The 19,146-nt window shown below is 65.4% G+C and carries 22 protein-coding genes; 16 read left to right on the top strand and 6 right to left on the bottom strand.

Translation table 11 applies throughout. From position 1 onward, the window contains the following. The first annotated feature begins 4 nt into the window (after positions 1 to 4). Both RJ527_14490 and RJ527_14495 read left to right on the top strand, forming a co-directional pair. Positions 5 to 613: a UbiX family flavin prenyltransferase gene (locus RJ527_14490; protein WND75233.1), complete on the top strand. Its 609-nt coding sequence runs from the start codon at positions 5 to 7 to the stop codon at positions 611 to 613. Then, entirely contained in the window at positions 610 to 1,407 is a 798-nt protein-coding gene (locus tag RJ527_14495; GenBank protein ID WND75234.1) for a hypothetical protein, read from the top strand. Before RJ527_14490 ends, RJ527_14495 begins: the two co-directional genes overlap by 4 nt. Before the next feature lie 10 nt (positions 1,408 to 1,417). On the opposite strand, the gene RJ527_14500 is transcribed toward RJ527_14495, so the two are convergent. Next, positions 1,418 to 2,317, bottom strand: coding sequence for a histone deacetylase (locus RJ527_14500; GenBank protein WND75235.1), 900 nt, complete (start codon positions 2,315 to 2,317; stop codon positions 1,418 to 1,420). A 130-nt stretch (positions 2,318 to 2,447) separates the two neighbouring features. Between RJ527_14500 and RJ527_14505 the strand changes: the two genes are divergently transcribed. From RJ527_14505 to RJ527_14530, 6 genes are all read left to right on the top strand, one after another. After that, positions 2,448 to 3,722, top strand: a complete 1,275-nt coding sequence (locus RJ527_14505; protein WND75236.1) for an MFS transporter — start codon at positions 2,448 to 2,450, stop codon at positions 3,720 to 3,722. A 58-nt stretch (positions 3,723 to 3,780) separates the two neighbouring features. Further along, positions 3,781 to 5,472 carry a Na/Pi symporter gene (locus RJ527_14510; GenBank protein ID WND75237.1) on the top strand — a complete coding sequence of 564 codons (1,692 nt, stop codon included), beginning with the start codon at positions 3,781 to 3,783 and terminating at the stop codon, positions 5,470 to 5,472. After that, positions 5,469 to 6,128 (top strand): Crp/Fnr family transcriptional regulator, encoded by a 660-nt coding sequence (locus RJ527_14515; protein ID WND75238.1) that lies wholly within the window; start codon positions 5,469 to 5,471, stop codon positions 6,126 to 6,128. The genes RJ527_14510 and RJ527_14515 overlap by 4 nt, the downstream gene beginning before the upstream one ends. Positions 6,129 to 6,265: 137 nt before the next feature. Then, positions 6,266 to 6,475: a DUF2892 domain-containing protein gene (locus tag RJ527_14520; GenBank protein ID WND75239.1), complete on the top strand. Its 210-nt coding sequence runs from the start codon at positions 6,266 to 6,268 to the stop codon at positions 6,473 to 6,475. A gap of 37 nt (positions 6,476 to 6,512) precedes the next feature. Then, positions 6,513 to 7,073, top strand: coding sequence for a YeeE/YedE thiosulfate transporter family protein (locus tag RJ527_14525; protein WND75240.1), 561 nt, complete (start codon positions 6,513 to 6,515; stop codon positions 7,071 to 7,073). Between the two features lie 3 nt (positions 7,074 to 7,076). After that, a complete protein-coding gene (locus RJ527_14530; protein ID WND75241.1) occupies positions 7,077 to 7,661 on the top strand; it encodes a YeeE/YedE thiosulfate transporter family protein in 585 nt (194 codons plus the stop codon). A gap of 31 nt (positions 7,662 to 7,692) precedes the next feature. Here the strand turns inward: RJ527_14530 and RJ527_14535 are convergent, their stop codons facing one another. The 3 genes from RJ527_14535 to RJ527_14545 form a co-directional block, all read right to left on the bottom strand. Next, positions 7,693 to 8,121, bottom strand: a complete 429-nt coding sequence (locus RJ527_14535; protein ID WND75242.1) for a peptidylprolyl isomerase — start codon at positions 8,119 to 8,121, stop codon at positions 7,693 to 7,695. 208 nt (positions 8,122 to 8,329) lie between these two features. Further along, complete coding sequence (locus tag RJ527_14540) at positions 8,330 to 9,034, bottom strand: formyltransferase family protein (GenBank protein ID WND75243.1); 705 nt, start codon at positions 9,032 to 9,034, stop codon at positions 8,330 to 8,332. A 20-nt stretch (positions 9,035 to 9,054) separates the two neighbouring features. Further along, positions 9,055 to 9,711: an MBL fold metallo-hydrolase gene (locus RJ527_14545; protein ID WND75244.1), complete on the bottom strand. Its 657-nt coding sequence runs from the start codon at positions 9,709 to 9,711 to the stop codon at positions 9,055 to 9,057. Positions 9,712 to 9,869: 158 nt separating this feature from the next. Between RJ527_14545 and RJ527_14550 the strand changes: the two genes are divergently transcribed. Continuing rightward, complete coding sequence (locus tag RJ527_14550) at positions 9,870 to 10,277, top strand: hypothetical protein (protein ID WND75245.1); 408 nt, start codon at positions 9,870 to 9,872, stop codon at positions 10,275 to 10,277. Between the two features lie 156 nt (positions 10,278 to 10,433). Beyond that, positions 10,434 to 10,805, top strand: coding sequence for a hypothetical protein (locus RJ527_14555; protein WND75246.1), 372 nt, complete (start codon positions 10,434 to 10,436; stop codon positions 10,803 to 10,805). Between the two features lie 12 nt (positions 10,806 to 10,817). On the opposite strand, the gene rimO is transcribed toward RJ527_14555, so the two are convergent. Together rimO and RJ527_14565 are read right to left on the bottom strand one after the other, a co-directional pair. Further along, positions 10,818 to 12,143 carry a 30S ribosomal protein S12 methylthiotransferase RimO gene (gene rimO, locus RJ527_14560; GenBank protein ID WND78069.1) on the bottom strand — a complete coding sequence of 442 codons (1,326 nt, stop codon included), beginning with the start codon at positions 12,141 to 12,143 and terminating at the stop codon, positions 10,818 to 10,820. Between the two features lie 119 nt (positions 12,144 to 12,262). Then, positions 12,263 to 13,645: a hypothetical protein gene (locus RJ527_14565; protein ID WND75247.1), complete on the bottom strand. Its 1,383-nt coding sequence runs from the start codon at positions 13,643 to 13,645 to the stop codon at positions 12,263 to 12,265. A gap of 310 nt (positions 13,646 to 13,955) precedes the next feature. Between RJ527_14565 and hemA the strand changes: the two genes are divergently transcribed. The 6 genes from hemA to RJ527_14595 all read left to right on the top strand — a co-directional run bounded on the left by hemA (position 13,956) and on the right by RJ527_14595 (position 19,145). Beyond that, on the top strand, positions 13,956 to 15,170 hold the full coding sequence (gene hemA, locus RJ527_14570; protein WND75248.1) for a 5-aminolevulinate synthase: 1,215 nt from the start codon (positions 13,956 to 13,958) through the stop codon (positions 15,168 to 15,170). A gap of 14 nt (positions 15,171 to 15,184) precedes the next feature. Then, positions 15,185 to 15,958 (top strand): creatininase family protein, encoded by a 774-nt coding sequence (locus RJ527_14575; protein ID WND75249.1) that lies wholly within the window; start codon positions 15,185 to 15,187, stop codon positions 15,956 to 15,958. Positions 15,959 to 15,976: 18 nt separating this feature from the next. Beyond that, on the top strand, positions 15,977 to 16,750 hold the full coding sequence (locus RJ527_14580) for a metallophosphoesterase (GenBank protein WND75250.1): 774 nt from the start codon (positions 15,977 to 15,979) through the stop codon (positions 16,748 to 16,750). A gap of 30 nt (positions 16,751 to 16,780) precedes the next feature. After that, positions 16,781 to 17,269 (top strand): DM13 domain-containing protein, encoded by a 489-nt coding sequence (locus tag RJ527_14585; protein WND75251.1) that lies wholly within the window; start codon positions 16,781 to 16,783, stop codon positions 17,267 to 17,269. A gap of 103 nt (positions 17,270 to 17,372) precedes the next feature. After that, entirely contained in the window at positions 17,373 to 17,801 is a 429-nt protein-coding gene (locus RJ527_14590) for a hypothetical protein (GenBank protein WND75252.1), read from the top strand. 186 nt (positions 17,802 to 17,987) lie between these two features. Then, positions 17,988 to 19,145 (top strand): acyl-CoA dehydrogenase, encoded by a 1,158-nt coding sequence (locus RJ527_14595; protein ID WND75253.1) that lies wholly within the window; start codon positions 17,988 to 17,990, stop codon positions 19,143 to 19,145. Position 19,146 lies beyond the last annotated feature (1 nt).

The raw sequence follows: 19,146 nt of genomic DNA on the forward strand, positions 1-19,146 counted from the left end.
CCTCATGTCGAATGACCGAAAACGCATCCTTATCGCCATCACCGGCGCCTCGGGCGCCGTCTATGGCCGGCGCCTGCTGGAAATGCTGGTGGAAACGCCGGATGTCGAAAGCCATCTGGTGATCTCCAAGGCCGGGCGACTGACCATTTCCGCCGAGCTTGACCGCGACGCGGCCGAGGTCGAGGCCCTGGCCGATGTCGTGCATCTGGCGGGCAACGTGGGGGCTCCCGTGTCCTCGGGCTCGTTCCGCCTCGACGCCATGATCGTCGCCCCCTGTTCCGTGAAGACGGCGTCCAACATCGCCTACGGCAATACGGGCGACCTGATCACCCGCGCCGCCGACGTGATGCTGAAGGAACGGCGGACATTGGTGCTGGCCGTGCGCGAAACGCCGCTGCACGCCGGGCACCTGGAAACCCTGACCAAGCTGGCGACCCTGGGCGCGGTCATCTTCCCGCCCGTGCCGGCGTTCTATCAGAAACCGCAGGCGATCAGCGATCTGGTCGATCAGACCTGCATGCGCCTGTTGGATCAGGCAGGAGTGCATCTGGACACGGCCCCCCGCTGGGGCGAGGCCGGGGGCATCGCGGCGATCGGCGGCGACAAGCCGTGACGACACTTTCAGAAGGACGGACGACCTTGCGGATACTCTTGGCGTTTTTCGCGTTCACGGCCTGCCTGCATTTCGGCACGCCGCGGGCGGCGGCCTATGACCTGGGCGACTTCGACTGGTGCTTCAACACCATGCCCAAGGTCTACGACCGGGCGTTCGAGGCCTGCGTCGACGCCAACTGCACGCGCATCAGCAACAAGAAGGTGTCCCAGAAGCGGGGTTGTTACCAGACCTGCAAGGGCGAGGCCGTGGAGGCCTGCCTGACCCAGCGGGCCCAGGGACCGGCATCCAAGACGGTGACGCGCGCCCAGCCGGCGCAGGCACCCGTCAAACTGATGGGGCAGGATCCAGCACCCGCGACGCCCGCCGCCCGCTCGACAGCCGCCGCGCCCAAAAGCGCCCCGGTGCCGGCGGCCCCGGAAAAAACCGAACGGGAAGGGTTCCTGTCCCGCTTGTTTGGCGGCTTCGGCGGCGCGCCGGACCAGCCGGCCACCCCGCAGGCCGCCGCCGCTCCCGGCGCGGCGTCCGCGCCGGCGCCGGAAGCCCCGGCCAAGCGCGAGGGCTTCTTCACGCGGATCGCCAACGGCCTCAGCGAGGGTATCACGGACGGCTTCGACGGGGACTACAACTGGTGCCGCGACCATTCGGGCGGCCACTTCCAGGAGCTTCTCCAGGACTGCACGCGGGGCTGTCTCGCGGGGCCGTCCGCCAGTTCCAGCAAGCGCCAGGGCTGCATCCAGTCCTGCCGGTCGAGCTCCGTCCGCGCCTGCATCGCCAAGCGGGACGGGAAGTAGGCCGTCCCCTTTAGAACCGATAGACGTCTTTTGCCACGGCATAGGTGTTGGCGTAGGCGTGTACCGACAATTCTATGGGGTTGGCATAGCCGCCGCCGAGGCCTAGAGCAACGGGGATTCCCCGGCTTCGGCATTCCGTGAGCACCAGGCGGTCGCGTTTGGCCAATCCGTTCAGGGTCAGGGCGAGGCGGCCCAATCGGTCCTCGGCCAAGGGATCGACCCCGGCCTGATAGAGCACCAGGTCCGGGCGGAAGTCGAACACGGCGGGCAGGTGCTCAGCCAGGGCCTTGAGGTAGGCCGCGTCCTCTGTGCCGTCCGGCAGGTCGACGTCCAGGTCCGAGGCGACCCGATGGTGCGGGAAGTTCTTTTCTCCCTGCATGGAAAACACGAAGACGTCCGGATGGCCGGTCAGGATGGCGGCGTTGCCGTCGCCCTGGTGGACGTCCAGGTCGATGATGGCAACGCGCCGGGCCCAGCCTTCGGCCAGGACCTTCAGCGCGGCGATCGCGAAATCGTTGAAAATGCAGTATCCCGCGCCGAAATCCCGATGGGCGTGATGGGTGCCGCCGGCAAGCTGGCCTGACAGGCCGAATTCCAGCGCCGCTTCCGCCGCCGCCACGGCACCGCCCATGGTTGCCGTCACCCGGTCGACCAGATTGCGGCTCCACGGCAGGCCGATGCGGCGCTGGGCCTGGGCGTCCAGGCGGCCGTCGCGCACCGCCGTTATGTAATCGGCGTCATGGGCGCGGGCGATGTCGTCCGCCTCGGCCATGGGCGAGGGGAGGATGCTGTCCGTCGCCAGGATGCCCTCGCGCACCAGGTGTTCGCGCAGCAGGATGTACTTCCGCCCCGGAAAGCTGTGGCCGTCGGGAAGGGGAATGACAAAACGGTCGGAGGTGAAAAAGCGCATGGCGGTGGAGTCTAGCCGCCGGCGTCATGGCGAGAAACCGCTTTGACGCGGTGACGGAGACATTCTACCAGTTACAATTCCAACTCGGCCGGACCTCCGGCAATCCGACGCAAAGACCAAGGACCACGTGATGTCGGCGACCCGGCTTATCTTTGCCGTCTTCATGGCGCAGCTTCTGGCGCAGATCGGCGCCTATACGGTGCCGGCGCTGCTGCCCATCTTCATCGCCGAATGGAACCTGACCAATACGGAGGCCGGATGGCTGACCGGCATGTGGGCTGCGTCCTATGTCTGCGCCGTGCCGATCCTGGTCAGCCTGACCGACCGCATTGATCCCAAGCGCCTCTATCTGGTCTGCGTCACCCTGACGACCCTGACCCATCTGGGTTACGCTTTTCTGGCTGACGGGTTCTGGTCGGCGCTGTTTCTGCGCGCCCTCGCCGGCATGGCCTGGGCCGGCTGCTACATGCCTGGGCTCAAGGTGTTGTCCGACCGGCTGGAGGGCAAGGCCCAGACCCGCGGCGTGTCCTGGCATGCCGCGGGTGTCGGGTTCAGCGGGGCCCTGTCGTTTCTGTTCGCGGGCACCATCGTCAGCTTCGCCCCCTGGCCCTGGGTGTTCGGCGGGGCCGGCATCTGCACCATGGGCGCGTTTCTGATCATGGCTTTCGCCGTGCCCGGCCAGCCCGCGAAACCGGCCGCCGTCCCGGGCGCGCCGGTGCTTGACCGCCCGGCCTTGTTCGATTTCCGCCCGGTGCTGCGCAACCGTTCGGCGCTCGCCTATGCCATCGGCTACGGCGCCCATTGCTGGGAATTGTTCACCCTGCGTTCCTGGGGGGTGACCTTCCTGACCTTCACGGCGGCGGCCTGGGGCGGCGGCGAGGGGTTGCTCGCGCCGACCTCCATCGCCTTCGCCATGGGCGTGCTCGGCACCTGGTCGAGCGTCGGCGGCAACGAGATGTGCATTCGCCTCGGCCGCCAACGGGTGGTCCTGGCCGTGATGGCGGTGGCGATGATCTTCGCGCTGGGCATCGGCTGGGCGGCGGCGGTGGGCTACGGCCTCGCGGTCGCGCTCTGCCTTATGTACAACGTCGCGGTCTATGCGGACTCCTCGGCGCTCACGGCCGGCACTTCCGGCAGCGCCGAGCCGGGCCGCCGGGGGGCGACGCTCGCCGTGCATTCGACGATCGGCTACATCGGCGGCTTTCTTGGGCCGTTGGTGTTCGGCATCGTGCTCGACCTCGCGGGCGGGGCCGGTGTCACGGGCTGGGTTCTGGCGTTCGGACATCTGGCGATCATCATGCCCTTGGGCATCGCCGCCTTCCTGTACCTGCGGCCCTACGACCTGCCCGGCGACCGACCGGTGAACGGACTGAGGACGGACAAGGACACGGCGAACCCGGCTTGATGTCCGGCCGAAGGGCGCTATCCTCGAAACTCCTTCAATGTTGATCGTGTGCGGGTCCATGAATCTGGTTCTCATCGGCGGTGCCATCGGGGGTATCGGCCTTTTCCTGCTCGGCATGCGCCTGATGACCGACGGCCTGAAACTCGCCGCGGGCGGCATGTTGCGCGACGTGCTGACGCGCTGGACGCGGACCCGGGCGCGCGCCCTTTGGTCGGGCGTGCTGATCACCGGCATCGTGCAATCCTCAAGCGCCGTCACCGTGGCTTCCATCGGCTTCGTCAACGCGGGCGTGCTGACCCTGGGGCAGGCCATGTGGGTGATCTTCGGGTCCAACGTCGGCACCACCATGACCGGCTGGGTCGTCGCCCTGGTTGGGTTCGACATCAAGATCGAGGCCTTCGCCCTGCCGTTGCTCGGCATCGGCATGCTGCTGTCCCTGACCGGGGGCTCGACCCGGCGCGGCGCCTTTGGCGACGCGCTGGCCGGGTTCGGCGTGTTCTTCCTGGGCATTTCGACCCTGAAGGCGACCTTTGCCGGCCTGGGACAGGCCGTCGACCTGGGCGCCTTCGTGAGCGGCGGCATCCTCAACGACGTCATGTTCGTGGCGATCGGGATCGTCATGACGACCCTCGTCCAGTCGTCCAGCGCCGTGATCGCCATCGCTCTGACGGCGGCGGCCGGCGGGATCCTGACGGTGGAGGCGGGGGCGTCGCTGGTCATCGGCGCCAATGTCGGCACGACCACCACGGCGGCCCTGGCGGTGCTGGGGGCCACATCCAACGCCAAGCGCGTGGCCGTCAGCCATGTCGTGTTTAACGTCCTGACGGGGGCCGTGGCGCTGTTGTTGCTGCCGGTGCTGTTGTTGATCGTCGAGGCGACGGAAAAGACCCTGACGGCCGGTGCGGGCTCGACGGCGGCCTTGGCCCTGTTCCATACCGTTTTCAATGTGCTGGGTGTCGTGCTGATGTGGCCTTTGGCGTCGCGTCTGGAAGCCTGGCTGGCGGCTCGCTTCGTCACGGCCGAGGAAGACGAGGCCCGGCCCCGTCACCTGGACAACACGGGGCTTGAGCTTCCGATGTTGGCGCTGGACGCCATCGTGCTGGAACTGAGGCGCGTCGCGGCGGTTGCGTTCGTGATCGCGCGGGCGGCATTGCTTGACCCCACGGCGTCGGCAGACCGCCTGTGGCGGCGGCGCGGGATCATCGACGGCCTGAACGACGCCATCGTCACCTATGTGCAGAAGCTGAGCGCCGCCAAGAACGCCCAGGCCGTGGCCGAAGCGCTGCCGCATCCGATCCGCGCCCTGATGCATCTGTCCGGCATCGCCGACATGGGCTTGGCGGTGGCCGGCCGCCGGGCCGAGATCGCCGGCCTGCCCGAGGACGTGAAAAGCCAGATCATCGGTTATGCCACCCTCGTCGCGGCGCAGATCGATGCCGCCGAACGCCTTTTTGTCGATGGATCGGGCTCGTCTCCGTCCGAAGATGGGACACTTCCGGTCTATAATCGCCTGAAGAGCACGTTTCTCACCGCCGCATCACGCGGCGATCTGAGCGCCGGTCAAGCGGAGATCGCCTTGGACACCCTGCACGACTTCAAGGAAATGGCCCATCTGATCGACCGGGCCTGCAAGCGCATCGCCGCCATTCGGCGGGCCGCCGCGGGCGGCATTGAAAGTGAAGCCGCGCCGCCCGCCGAGCCACCCGAACCGCCCGCGCCACCCGTTTTGTCGGCGGGGCAGGGCGCATGACCGCCGCATCCCATTGGATTGACCGTGCGCCGGGGCTGGACGATCTGGATCCGGAAACGCGCCGACAGCTCGAGGCGGTCCGCCCGATCACCATCCCCAAGGGACAGGTGCTGTTCCGGCCCGGTGACGAGGTGACCTGTTTCGGGGTGCTGATCGGCGGCCGGGTCGATGTCTATCTGACCGGCGCGACGGGGCGTGAAATTCTGCTGTACAGCATCACGCCCGGTGAATCCTGCGTGCAGAGCACCCTGGGCCTGCTGGGCGAGAACGACTATTCCGCCGAAGCGGTCGCCGAGACGGATGTCGAGGCGGTGATGATCCCCAAATCCCTGTTCCTTGGTCTGCTGGGAAGGTCGGAAGCCTTTCGCACCTTCGTCTTTCAATCCTTCGCCAAACGCCTGCAATCGGTCATGCAGGTCCTGGAACGGGTTGCGTTCATCCGGATCGAGGAACGCCTGGCCGCGGCTTTGCTGGAGCGTGCCGATCACGACGGCGTGGTCCGCACGACCCATCAGGAACTGGCGACGGCAATCGGCTCCGTGCGCGAGGTGGTGTCGCGGCGTCTCGAGGCGCTGGCCAGAAAGGGGTTCGTGTCGCTGGACCGGGGCACGATCCGGGTTGCCGACCGCGCGGGGTTGGCGGCGCTGATTTCCTGACCACGACCGCATGCTCCAGCCTTTGTGACCATGTCACCGACGAATTCCCTGCGTTCTGATTGACTAGGGTCAATGCGGCGCTCCGGGTGGGGCGTAGGCTTGATTTCATGCCATTCGAACGAGAAGGAGTTCCGTTCATGTTCAAGAAAAATGTCGGCGGCATCGACCGTCTGTTGCGGGTCGTCGTGGGTGTTGCCCTTTTGGCCTTGTTCTTCCTGTTCCCGGAAGAACCCTGGCGCATGTGGACGCTGATCGGCGTCGTGCCCTTGGCGACGGGGTTGTTCTCGACCTGTCCGGCCTATTCCCTGTTCGGGATATCGACCTGTCCCGTGACGAAGGCCCAATAAGGCCAAGGCCTTTTCCCGATAAATGGAGGACGGCGGGATGATTCTATCCTGGAAAACCGGCGGCATTCTGTTGGGTGCCGTGTTCTTCGCCGCGGTCTTGCTGGTCAAGCCGGTCGGCGTATCGACCCAGTTCGTGATCTTCGACGGCATCTTGTGGGATGCCGTCGACGACAGCGCGGTGGTGACGTCCAAGGATGCCAAAAGCGGTTACGCCAGCCCCAACGCCTATTTGAACAAGTCGGGCGGCAAGTACGCCAAGAACGTGGCCAATCCCTGGAACTACAGCTTTGTGTTCGTGCTCGCCCTGATGGGTGGGGCGGCGGTGTCGGCCTTGCTGCGGGGCGGTGTGTCCCGCGAGGAACGCGCCGCACCGGCCGTGTGGCGCGCTAACTTCGGCGACGTGGCGTGGAAACGGCAGATCGCGGCCTTCGCCGCCGGGTTCATCGTGCTTTACGGCGCGCGGCTGGCCGGCGGGTGCACCTCCGGTCATATGATGAGCGGCATGATGCAGACCGCCATGTCGGCCTACATCTTCACGGCCGGTGTGTTCCTGGCCGCCGTGCCGGCGGCGATCCTGATCTACCGCAAGGAGGGTTGAGCCATGACCACCCTGATTCTCGCCATCGTCATCGGCGGCGCCTTCGGCTTCGTGCTGGACCGTATCGGCGCGACCAACCCGAATGTCATCATCGGCATGCTGCGGCTGTCCAACCTGCACCTGGCGAAGACCATCTTTCTCGCCATCGGCGCGGCCTCGGTCCTGCTTTACGCAGGGCTGATGCTGGGGATCGTCGATCCCGGACATCTCGACGTCAAGGATGCCTATTGGGGCGTGTTCATCGGCGGTCTGCTGCTGGGGCTCGGCTTCGCCCTGTCCGGGTACTGCCCGGGCACCGGTCTTGCCGCCGCCGCCACGGGGCGCTGGGACGGCGTCGTGTTCGTGCTTGGCGGGCTGGTCGGCGCGGCCGCCTACATGGCGACCTACGCCTGGGTCAAATCGACCGGCGCGCTGGACCATGTGCTGGGCGGCAAGGCGACCCTGGGGCCGCTTTCCGGCACCAGTTACCCGGCCATGCTGGACGGTATATCCGGCGAATGGGTCGGTCTTGCCCTTGGCGTCGCCTTCATCGCCGTCGCGGCCCTGCTGCCTGGGCGCCTGCGCGCCGGCCCGCCACGGGCGGACTGACGCGGGGGCTCCCGAAGGCGGCAGATCTGGATTAGGCGAATTCGACCAGGGTCAGTTCGAACGTCAGCGCCTTGCCTGCCAGAGGGTGGTTGGCGTCCAGCGTCACGTCCTCGTCGTTGAATTCGAGGACGACCAGATGCATCGGATTGCCCGTCTCGTTTGTCGCTTCCAGGACGGCGCCGACTTCCAGGGGGATTTCCGCCGGAATGGTCCCGCGCGCCACGGTTTGGACCAGGTCCGGGTTGTGGTCGCCGAAGGCGTCGTCGGGTTCCAGGGTGACTTTTTTCGTATCGCCTTCGGCCATGCCGGCCAGGGCGGCCTCGACCCCCGGGAGGATCTGGCCGCCGCCCAGGGTGACTTCCATGGGGGCGCGGTCTTTCGAGGTGTCGAAGGTCGTGCCGTCATCCAGGGTTCCCGTGTAGTGGACACGCAGGGTATCCCCGGTCGCTGCCTGCTTCATCTGTTCGCTTCCTTTCGTTGTCATCGGCTTCAACAGAACGTCACCAAGCAACGAGACTTCGAGACGACGGTGGACAAGCCACGCGTACTCAGAGCGGACCGATTGAAGAATCCCCCCAAGGGTACAAGCGGAGGCCCGGGAGGGAAACCCTTAACCCGGAAAAAGGCTCAACAATTGAATGGGATACCGGCAGGGTTGAGGGGAAAGGTCAGGATTCAACGGGCCGGCCGCCCTTGACCACGGGGCCGGTCCGGGCCGGCGGGGCCAGGGAGAATCGGCGCCCGAAGGTTTCGAAATAAAGCGCATGGTTGGGGCCTTCGCCGACCGCCCGCAGGCGGCGGCGGAACTCGGCCTCGTCGATATCGCCGGGTAGGTGGCAGAGGGCGTCGAAATCCTTCCTCGACCAGGCCGGTCCCGACCATTGGGCATCGAGATGGGGCAGAGGGCCGTCGATCATCAGAAGGTCCGGGGCCATGCGCGTGAGCAATCCGGTGACCAGGTCGCGGGCCAGGGTTTCCAGCGCCAGGCGGTCCATGGCGGGCGTGATGACGGCGTCGTCGACGGCGACGATGGGGCCGGCGTCGATCTTCATGGTCAGTTCATGCAGGGTCGCCCCGAAGCGGTCCAGCCCGTCATATAGCGCGAACACGGAAGGATAGATGCCGCGCACCCAGGGCGGACCGGGGTGGACGTTGTAGGCCGGGCCGGTCAGGCGGCCCAGAACCGTCTCGGGCACGATCACGTCCGTGCAGAAGGCGATCAGGCGCAGATCATCGGCGGGGGCCGCCGTCGCCTGCTCCAATTCGTCGCGGGTGCTGACGCCCTGAACCCGCGCATCCGGGGCCGCGTCCCAGAAAATCCGGGTCAGGCCCGGCAGTTCGTCGGCGTCGGCCAGCAGCAGGATATGTTTCATTGCCGCAGGCCCGTCCGATATCAGCCGGTGTTCCGCGCGAACAGGCGGTCGGCGACGTAAGGATTGCTTTCCCGCTCGTGCCCGAAGGTCGACAGCGGCCCGTGGCCGGGCACGAAGGTGACGTCGTCGCCAAGCGGGAACAGATTCTCGCGGATGGACTTGATCAGGGTGTCGAAATCGCCGCGCGGAAAGTCGGAACGCCCGATGGAACCCTGGAACAGCACGTCCCCGACAAAGGCGACGCGCTCGCCCGCATGAAAGAACACGACATGGCCCGGCGTGTGCCCCGGGCAATGCAGCACGTCGAAGGTCTGATCGCCGACGGTGCAGGTGTCGCCCTGGTGCAGCCAGCGGTCGGGCGTGAAGGCCCGCAAATCGCCGAACCCGTATTCCCGGCCCTGGGTCGGCAATTGGTCGATCCAGAACTTGTCTTCCGGGTGCGGGCCTTCGATGGGCAGACCGAATTCATCGGCCAGATCGGCGACGGCGCCCGCATGGTCGAGATGGCCATGGGTGACCAGAATCTTCTCCAGTGTCACGCCTGCTTCGTCCACAGCGGCCTTCAGGCGATCGATCTCGCCGCCCGGATCGACAAAGGCCGCCTTCAGGGTAGTTTCGCACCACACCAGGGAACAGTTCTGCTGCAACGGGGTGACGGGAATGACGGCGGCTCTCATGTTAACCCATTCAAATAATTAAATTAATTTAACCAAGTGAGGCCGGTCACAGCACCAAGGCCGAAAGCCGGATAAAATTCAGACCGGTGAATCATGCATATGTCGGCGAAGACCCTACAACAACCACGGGCGGCCTGCATATTGAAAGGGTGAGAAACATGAGCGGCATGACGGCCTATTTGGGCATTATCCTGGGCGCCGCCGGTATCGTATTCGGGGTCATCGCGTTGATGGTTTCCGCGGAAATGTCGCGCAGGGTGACGACGTTGATCGACGCCCGGTTCGAACAGTCCGAGCTGGAACTTCTCAAGAGTCTCGACAAGCAGGACCACGAACTGAAACGCCAGCGCCGCGTCCTGGGGGACGCCCTGAGCGAGATGGAGGAGCGGTTCAAGGCCACGTCTGCGGGTGCGGACGAGCTGCGCCAACGTCTGAACGCCTTCAGCAACGCCCTCGACGATGTGCGCAACGTGCGCCGGGTCATCCCGACGGACGAGGAGCGCGGATTTACGGCGAAAGTGAAGCCTAAAGAAAGTTTTGTTTCAGCATCGCCTTTCGCGGACTAATATGTGTAGACGCTAATCCGGTGCCTTGTCCCGGCATGGGGTTGCGTGAATGCATCCCCGGCTCCTGAAAGGCCGGGTTTGGGGCCAGAATGGCCGTAACGATCTATCCCGCCGTTACTAAATCAGGCGTGGAAGATAAATGTTCGGGGTGATGGAATGGGTGAAGCCTCGTCTTTCGCCGATTTGGCGACGATAGCTGCCGGGATCGCGGTCATTATCGGCGTCGTCGCCTTGCTGACCTCGGCCGAGGTGGCCAAGCGCCTTCAGGCCCTGGTCAATCAGAAACTCGCGGATAACGAAGTCAAACTGGCCGTGGCCTTGCAGCAGCAGGACCAGCGGATGACGACCCTGCGCCAGATCATGTCGCAGAACGCCGAAGACCAGGAAACGGCGATCCGCACCATGCGCCAGGATATCAAGGAACTTAAGGAATGCGTCGGCCTGATGCGTGAAATCCTGGATCGCATGGACACCCGCAATACCCACGATCCCAACGCCCCGCGTCACCGCCGGGCGTCGAACGGGTAGTCCGCGGCGGGGTCAGCCCCGGGACGTCACGTCGCCGGTCAGGTCATATTCGTCGGCGCCCGTGATCCGGACCCGGACCATGTCGCCCGGACGCAGGTTTTTCCCGCCGGATACACGCACGGCGCCGTCGATTTCCGGCGCATCCGCATAACAGCGCCCGACGGCCGGGCCACCCGCGTCGCCGGCCTCGTCGATCAGCACGTCCAGGTCGCGGCCGACCAGCCGCGCAAGTCGCCTGGCGCTGATGTCCTGCTGGACCTCCATCAGGCGTTCCCAGCGGTCCTGTTTTTCGTCCTCGTCCAGATGATCGCCGAGCGCCTGCGCCCGGGCCCCCGCGACGTTCTCGTATTTGAAGCAGCCGACGCGGTCGAGTTCGGCCTCCTGCAGCCAGTCGAGCAGGAAGTCGAAATCGTCCTCGGTCTCGCCGGGGAAGCCGACGATGAAGGTCGAGCGCAGAACCAGATCCGGGCAGTCGCGGCGCCAACCCTTGATCCGCTCCAGCGTGCGTTCCTGATGGGCGGGACGTCGCATGGCCTTAAGCACGTTCGGGCTGGCATGCTGAAACGGGATGTCCAGATAGGGCAGGATCTTGCCCTCGGCCATCATGGGGATGACCTCGTCGACGTGCGGATAGGGATAGACGTAGTGAAGCCGGGTCCAAAGACCCAGTTCCGACAGGCCCTTGCAGAGATCGAGAAAGCGGGTGCGGTATTCCTTTCCGCGCCATTCCTCGCGGGGAAACTTGGCGTCGATGCCGTAGGCGCTGGTGTCCTGGGAGATCACCAGGATCTCCTTGACCCCGGCCTCGGCCAAACCTTCGGCTTCCTTCAGCACGTCACCGATGGGACGGCTGGCGAGCGGGCCGCGCAGGCTGGGGATGATGCAGAAGGTGCACTTGTTGTTGCAGCCCTCGGAAATCTTCAGATAGGCGTAATGGCGCGGCGTCAGCTTGATGCCCTGGGGCGGCAGCAGGTCCACGTAAGGGTCATGGGTCGGCGGCAGCGCCTGGTGGACGGCGGTCATCACCGATTCATACTGATGCGGGCCGGTCACGGCGAGCACGCCCGGATGGATTTCGCGGATCAGGTTCTCGTGCACGCCGAGGCAGCCGGTGACCACGACCTTGCCGTTTTCCGCCATGGCCTCGCCGATGGCTTCCAGGGATTCGTCGCGGGCCGTTTCCAGGAAGGCGCAGGTATTGACGATGACCAGATCGGCGCCGTCGTAGCTGTCGACCAGGTCGTAGCCTTCGGCGCGCAGGCGCGTCATGATGCGTTCGGAATCGACCAGCGCCTTGGGACAACCGAGGCTGACCAGGCCGACCTTGGGGGCGGCCATTGCGGGCGCTTTCCGGCGCGGTTTGGCGGCGGATTTGCCCACGGCTTTCGAGGGGGAGGTGCTCATGGCGCCTCTATTATCCCAAAACGCGTGTCCTGTCTGGAAATTTTAAAGGGGGATCAGGTCGCCGCCCGCCGCCGGCCCGCGACCGCCAGCGACAGGGCGAAGGCCCCGCAGCCCCCGGCCAGGACCGCGCCGCAGATCACCAGCAGCTTGGCGTATTTGTGGCCGAGCCCGAACAGGGGCTCGATCAGCGCCACGTGGCCGCCGGCTTCCAGCATGTAAAGCGCCCCCCCGGCGATCGCCAGCGCGAAGGCGAAACCGTAGGCCCAGGCCTGGATGCGCAGGCCGCCCATGACGTTGAACAGCACCACGGGGGCCAGGAACATGGACGCCGTGCCCGACACGGCGACGGCGGCGAACAGGTCCTTGTTGCCGAGGAACAGGAATCCCAGCCCGCCCAGCAGAAACCCGGCCATGGCCAGCCGCCCGTTGCGCAGGGACGGCGCCATCACCCGCATGTCGGCGGCGACCAGCTTGGACGCGCTGGCGAAGGTTGAATCGAGGGTCGAAACCGCCGAGACCACCAGCGCCAGGTTGAACACCAGCATGGCCGGTTCGCCCAACAGCCGGGTCAGGGCGGCGACCATGGCCTCGCCCTCGCCCTTGTTGAGGCCCGCGTAGACCCCGATGACGCCGAAGATCAGGATACCGAGGATCGAAATCCAGGCCGCATGCAGGAAGCTTCTGCGCGTCGTCGCCCGGTCGGCCAGGAAACCGCGGTCCATCATCACCGGATCGTGGAGGGGATAGCTCCAGATCTGCAGCAGGGCGACCGCCAGCAGGACCCAGCCGGGCCCGCCCGCGTCGGGGCTGGAGCCGATCACCGCCGCCATGTCGAATTCGGGCCGGGTCACGGTCAGGGCCAGCAAAACCGCCAGCCCGAGGTAGAGCAGGGCCGTCTGCATCACGTCCGTGCGCAGCGCCGCGCGCAGGCCGCCCATCATGGAATAGCCCAGGGTCAGCACGGCGATGCCGACGATGGCGAGCGTGTAGCCGGTGGTCCCCGCCGCGCCGAAGATGATGCCGATGACCAAAAGGTTGGCGAACACCTCGCTCAACAGCCGCACGCCGACCACCAGGTTGTAGGTCCAGCGGCCCATGGTTCCGTAATGATCGGCGAGGAAGTCCTGCACGCTGCCCGCCCCGTGGCGGAAGCGGATGCGGTCGACGATCACGCCGCCGGTCAGAAAGCTCAGGTAATAGGCCGCATAGGCCAGGGCGCCCGCGATGCCATAGTAGAACCCCAGGATCGCCGCGTTCATCAGCGAGCGCGCGAAAATCCAGGTCGTGACCTGGGACAGGGTCAGGGTCAGCAGGCCCGGCGCGCCGCCGTCGTCATTGGCGCCGCGGAAGAAGCCCTCGGCGGTGCGCACCTTGGGCGACAGCAGGAAACTGGCGACGGCGACCGCGGCGATGGCGGCAATCAGATAGGACGTCATGGGGGAAGGGCTCCGGCGGGTCTAACAAGCCCCCACCTTTAGCCGAGGGACAAGCGCCGGAAAACGCACGTTTTCTTGATCGGCTTGTGAATGTGCGGCGGCCCGGGGCCTGCCGCTGGGGGCGAATAGGGCCCGTGTTTGAAAAAAAACCTGCGTGATCGGGAATTCCCTTTGCCGATCCTGCGTCTTACAATATTGACATCGGTCAAGGACGGTTGCCCCGCATCCGCCTAAAAATGCGCGAATTCGGGGACATTCCGGGCGGGATTGCAATCGCCCGCCGGGAAGGCGGTGCGCAGGAGAACACGCGATGAACTATGAAAAGGTATTCCAGGACGCCGTCGACAAGGTGAAGGGTGAGGGCCGCTACCGCGTGTTCGCCCATCTGGAGCGGCATTCCGGGAACTTCCCCCACGCGACCCGCCATCATCCCGACGGTTCGACCTCGGACGTCGTCGTCTGGTGTTCCAACGACTATCTCGGCCAGGCCCAGAACAAGGACGTGCTGGCCGCTCTTGCCGAAGCAGGGGCACGCATGGGCGTCGGCTCCGGCGGCACCCGCAACATCGCGGGCACGACCTACCTGCACGCCGAGCTGGAAAAGGAACTGGCCGACCTGCACGGCAAGGAGGCGGCTCTGCTGTTCACCTCCGGCTACGTGTCCAACGACGCCGCCATTTCGACCATCGCGCAGCTGATGCCCGACTGCATCATCCTGTCGGACGAACTGAACCACGCGTCGATGATCGCCGGCATCCGCCATTCGGGCTGCGCCAAGAAGATCTACCGCCACAACGACATGGCGCATCTGGAAGAAATTCTGCAAACCCTGCCCAAGGCCGCGCCCAAGCTGATCGCCTTCGAAAGCGTCTATTCCATGGACGGCGACATCGCCCCCATGAAGGAAATTTGCGACCTCGCCGACAAATACGGCGCCATGACCTATCTGGACGAGGTCCATGCCGTGGGCCTGTATGGCGAAAACGGCGGCGGCATTTCCGAACGCGAGGGCGTCGCCGACCGCATCACGGTGATCGAAGGCACCCTGGCCAAGGCCTTCGGTCTGATGGGCGGCTATATCGCCGGTTCCGAAGCTATGGTCGACGCCGTGCGCTGCGCCGCCCCCGGCTTCATCTTCACCACCACCCTGCCGCCGCCCTTGGTGGCCGGGGCCATCACCTCGATCCGCCATGTGCGGGCGACCAACGACCTGCGCGTGCGCCATCAGGAACGGGCCCAGCGCCTGAAGGACCTATTGGTCGAGGCCGGCCTGCCGGTCATGCCGTCGGTTACCCATATCGTGCCGCTGATGGTCGGCGACGCCCTGCGCTGCAAGCAGGCGACGGACATGTTGCTGGACGACTACGGCGTCTATATCCAGCCCATCAACTATCCGACCGTGCCGGTGGGGACGGAGCGCCTGCGCATCACGCCATCGCCGTTCCACGACGACAAGGTGATGGACGACCTGGTCGCGGCGCTGAAGGACGTGTGGATGCGCCTGCAACTTCAGAACGCCGCGTAAGAGCGGGCCGGATCATGCGCCTGCAACTCGCCACTTGGCCCGAGGTCGAAACCTATCTCGGCGCTTCCAAGGGTGTGATCATCCCCGTCGGCTCGACGGAACAGCACGGCCCCACGGGCTTCATCGGCACGGACGCGCTGTGCCCGGAAATCCTCGCCTTCGGCCTGTCGGAACGGCGCGCCGCCGAAGGCCGCGAGGTGATGGTGGCGCCCACGCTGTCGATCGGTATGGCGCAGCACCACCTGGGCTTCGCGGGCTCGGTCACGCTGCGGCCCTCGACCATGATCGCCATGGTCCAGGACATCGTGAACTCGCTGGCCAAGCACGGGTTCGAACGGTTCTTTTTCCTCAACGGCCACGGCGGCAACATCGCGACCCTGAACGCCGCGTTCTCGGAAATCTATGCCGAACACAGCCTGGGCCGGGCCGGCGACAACCGCCCGCCCGTGCGCTGCACCCTGGTCAACTGGTTCGACTGCGACAGCGTCATGAAGATCTCGGCCGAAACCTTCGGCGACGACGACGGCGCGCATGCGACCTGCGGCGAGGTCAGCCTGACCTATTACGGGTTCCAGAAGGACGCCGCCCGCGTGCAGGGTGCTTCGATGACCCCCGGCCGCGCCGGCGACGGCCCGATCTTCGACTGCGACGATTACCGCCGCCGCTTCCCCGACGGGCGCATCGGCTCGGACCCCAGGAAGGCGACCATCGAGGCGGGGGAAATCCTGTACAACGCGGCGATCGAGGAAATCGGCGAACGCTACGACGCCTTCGTCGCCGCGGGCTGAGGCCTCCCGGTCCGCGCCATGAAGGACCGCACGCGTATCCTCCACCTGACGGACCTGCACCTGCGCCACGCCCTGGCGGGCACGGCGAAGCGGCCGGAACGCCTGTCCCGCGAGATGCCCGCCGTGCTCGGCCGCCTCGCCGGGCGGATCGACGCCCTGGGCGCCGATGTCGTGGTGGTCTCGGGTGACCTGCTGGATATCCCGGACGAATACATCGACGGCACGAACACGGACCCGGACGGGCGGGCGGAAACGGCGGCGGCCTCGGTCGCCGATTACCGCCTGTTCCGCGACCTGCTGGAAAACCTCGGGCGGCCCTTCGTCGCCGTTCCGGGCAACCACGACGTGCCGGAATTGTTCGACACCGCCTTCGCCGACCAGACCCCGCTGCGCGACGTGGCGGGCCTGCGCTTCGTCTGCTTCCGCGATGACCTGAACGGCGACCGGGCGCCGATACGCGATGCCGGGGGCCGGGCGCTGTTCGAACGCGCCATCGCCGACGGCCCGCCGCAGATCCACGTGCAGCATTACATGATCGACCCGCCGACCTTCGCCCGGTGGCGCTACCACTACACGGACGCCGATTGGTACCGGGATCGCATCAACGCCTCGGGCTGCGTGCGCGCGGTGCTGTCCGGCCATTTCCACCCGGGCAGCCATGTCGTGTCGGACACGGGCGTGCATTATTCCGTGCCGCCGGCCTTCTGCTCGGCGCCGCATCCCTTCCGCCTGGTCGATGTCGGCCCGTCGGGAGTGCTTGGCATCGAGGACCGCAGCGTGGACAATGGCTGATCCGCACCGGCGAAGGAGAGGAGCCGCGCCATGAAAAAAGCCTTCATCATCTTCATGACCGGCGGGTTTTTGGGCCTGTTCGCCGGGACCGCCCTCGGCATCTTCGCCTATCCCTACATCTTCCTGGCCGACATCGTGGCCCAGGAAGCCGCCCCCGCCGACGCCGCCGCCAATCCCGTCGCCACCGGCAACTTCATCCACGCCAATCCGTCAGACCCCATCCACTATGGCCGGGGCGGGGTCACGGTCTACGACCGCGCCGTGCGGCTGGAACCGGATTTCGAGGTCGGCCCCGGGCCCAAGTACCACGTCTACCTGGTGCCCCTCGACGCCGTGACGCCGGACACGGAGGTCGACAAGACCATGTTCGTGGACTTAGGGAGGCTCCGCGCCTTCAAGGGCAGCCAGAACTTCAACATCCCCGACGGCCTGGACCTGAAGTCTTACGGCCATGTGGTGATCTGGTGCGAGAAGTTCGGGGTTTTGATTTCGCCGGCGAAGTTGAGTTTTAAGGGGTGATGTTTGGGCGGGATGTCCGGTTTGACCCAAGGCGCTGATTGGTTGGTCGAGGTTGGCTTCCTCACGAGAGCAGCCAGTAGTGGGAAGACCTCCGGCAATTTTAATGCAAAAACTGTCTCTCGACATATATTATGGGCGCATGTCCGAATACAAAGCTATATACCGTGACAAGGTTCATCAGTACGAAGACGCTCTCAACCGCTTCTTGAGTTTGATGAACGCGGGTGGTGCGGCAACTGTTCTAGCATTCATCGGCACGAGCAATGTAGACACGCCAGCTGTAGCGATACCGCTGGTGTTTTTCGTTGGTGGGCTGATTTTAGCGGGTTGGTCGCTATATTATGGAATGCGTTTGAACATCGAGAATATTCAGAACGATGTGCTTCCCAGCAGGGAGACCGAGCGAGAAATCGACAAATATGTCTCGTTGCATGGTGGGGCAATGGGAAAATCATTTGCATTTTTCGTCTTAGGCTCTGTCTCTGGCACATTGATGGTGGCCATCTTTTTGTTCACTAAAGCCAGTTCCTAAGTTGTTAGCGCGAATTCTGGGAACAGTCCCCTGTTTCAGGTTTGCCTCCGAGAGAGCTACGCCAATTCTGGCTATGATCGGACATTGTTTTTGACCTGAGGAATTGCGCCGCTGTCTCGGGGAATTGTGCCGTCGGTGTTAAACCTACGCTTCCAATCCTGAAACCAGAATTGTATACAATCCGCCATGAATTTCGAACTCACCGAAGAACAGCGTCTGTTCCAGGACGCGGTCGGCGCCTTTGCCCGGGATCATCTGGCCGAGGGCGCCCTTGAACGCGCGCATGCGGGGGAATACCCGCGTGACGTCGCCAAGCTCATGGCCGAAAACGGCCTGTTGGGCATCACCATCGCGGAAGAGGACGGCGGCCAGGGCGGCAGCTTGATGGACGCGGTCATCGCCATTCAGGAAGTGGCCATGCACTGCCCGCGCTCCGCCGACGTGATCCAGGCGGGCAGCTTCGGCGCGATCCGGGTGCTGGCGGCCTACGGCACGCCGGACCAGAAGGAACGCTATCTGAAGCCGCTGCTGGCGGGGGAAACCCTGATCGCCGTCGGCATGACAGAGCCCGACGCCGGGTCCGCCGTGACCGACCTGCGCACCACGGCGACGCCGGACGGCGAGGGGCTTCGCATCAACGGCCAGAAATGCTTCACCAGCCATTCGCCGGAGGCCGACGTGTTTCTGGTCTACGTGCGTTTCGGGCCGGGCGTGGGCGGCATCGGATCGGTGCTGATCCCGCGCGACGCGCCGGGCCTGGAATTCGGCAAGCCGACGCCGTTCCTGGGCGGCGACGATTGGGCGCCCCTGTTCTTCACCGACCTTTACGTGCCGCCGGAAAACATCCTGCTGCGCGAAGGCGGGTTCAAGAAACAGATCGCGGGCTTCAACGTGGAGCGCATCGGCAACACGGCGCGCTCGCTCGCCCTCGGGCGGCTCGCCTTCGAGACGGCGCGGGAGCATGCCCTGACGCGCAAGCAGTTCGACCGGCCCTTGGCCGAGTTCCAGGGCCTGCAATGGAAGTTCGCGGAAATGCAGATCAAGCTCGACGCCGGGCAATTGCTGCTCTACCGCGCGGCGGTGAACGCCGACAACGGCTTCCCCTCGGCCCAGGAAACGGCCATCGCCAAGGCCTTCTGCAACGAGGCCGGGCATTGGGTGTCGTCGGAGGCGCTTCAAGTCATGGGCGGCATGGGATACAGCCAGGACAGCATCGTCGAATACTGCTTCCGCCGCACGCGGGGCTGGATGATCGCCGGCGGCTCCATCGAGATCCTCAAGAACCGCATCGCCGAAGGGGTGTTCGACACCCGCTTCTCGCAGCGCCCGCCCCGGGCCAAATAAC

Source organism: Thalassospiraceae bacterium LMO-SO8 (assembly GCA_031655335.1).
Classification (GTDB): domain Bacteria; phylum Pseudomonadota; class Alphaproteobacteria; order Rhodospirillales; family Casp-alpha2; genus UBA1479.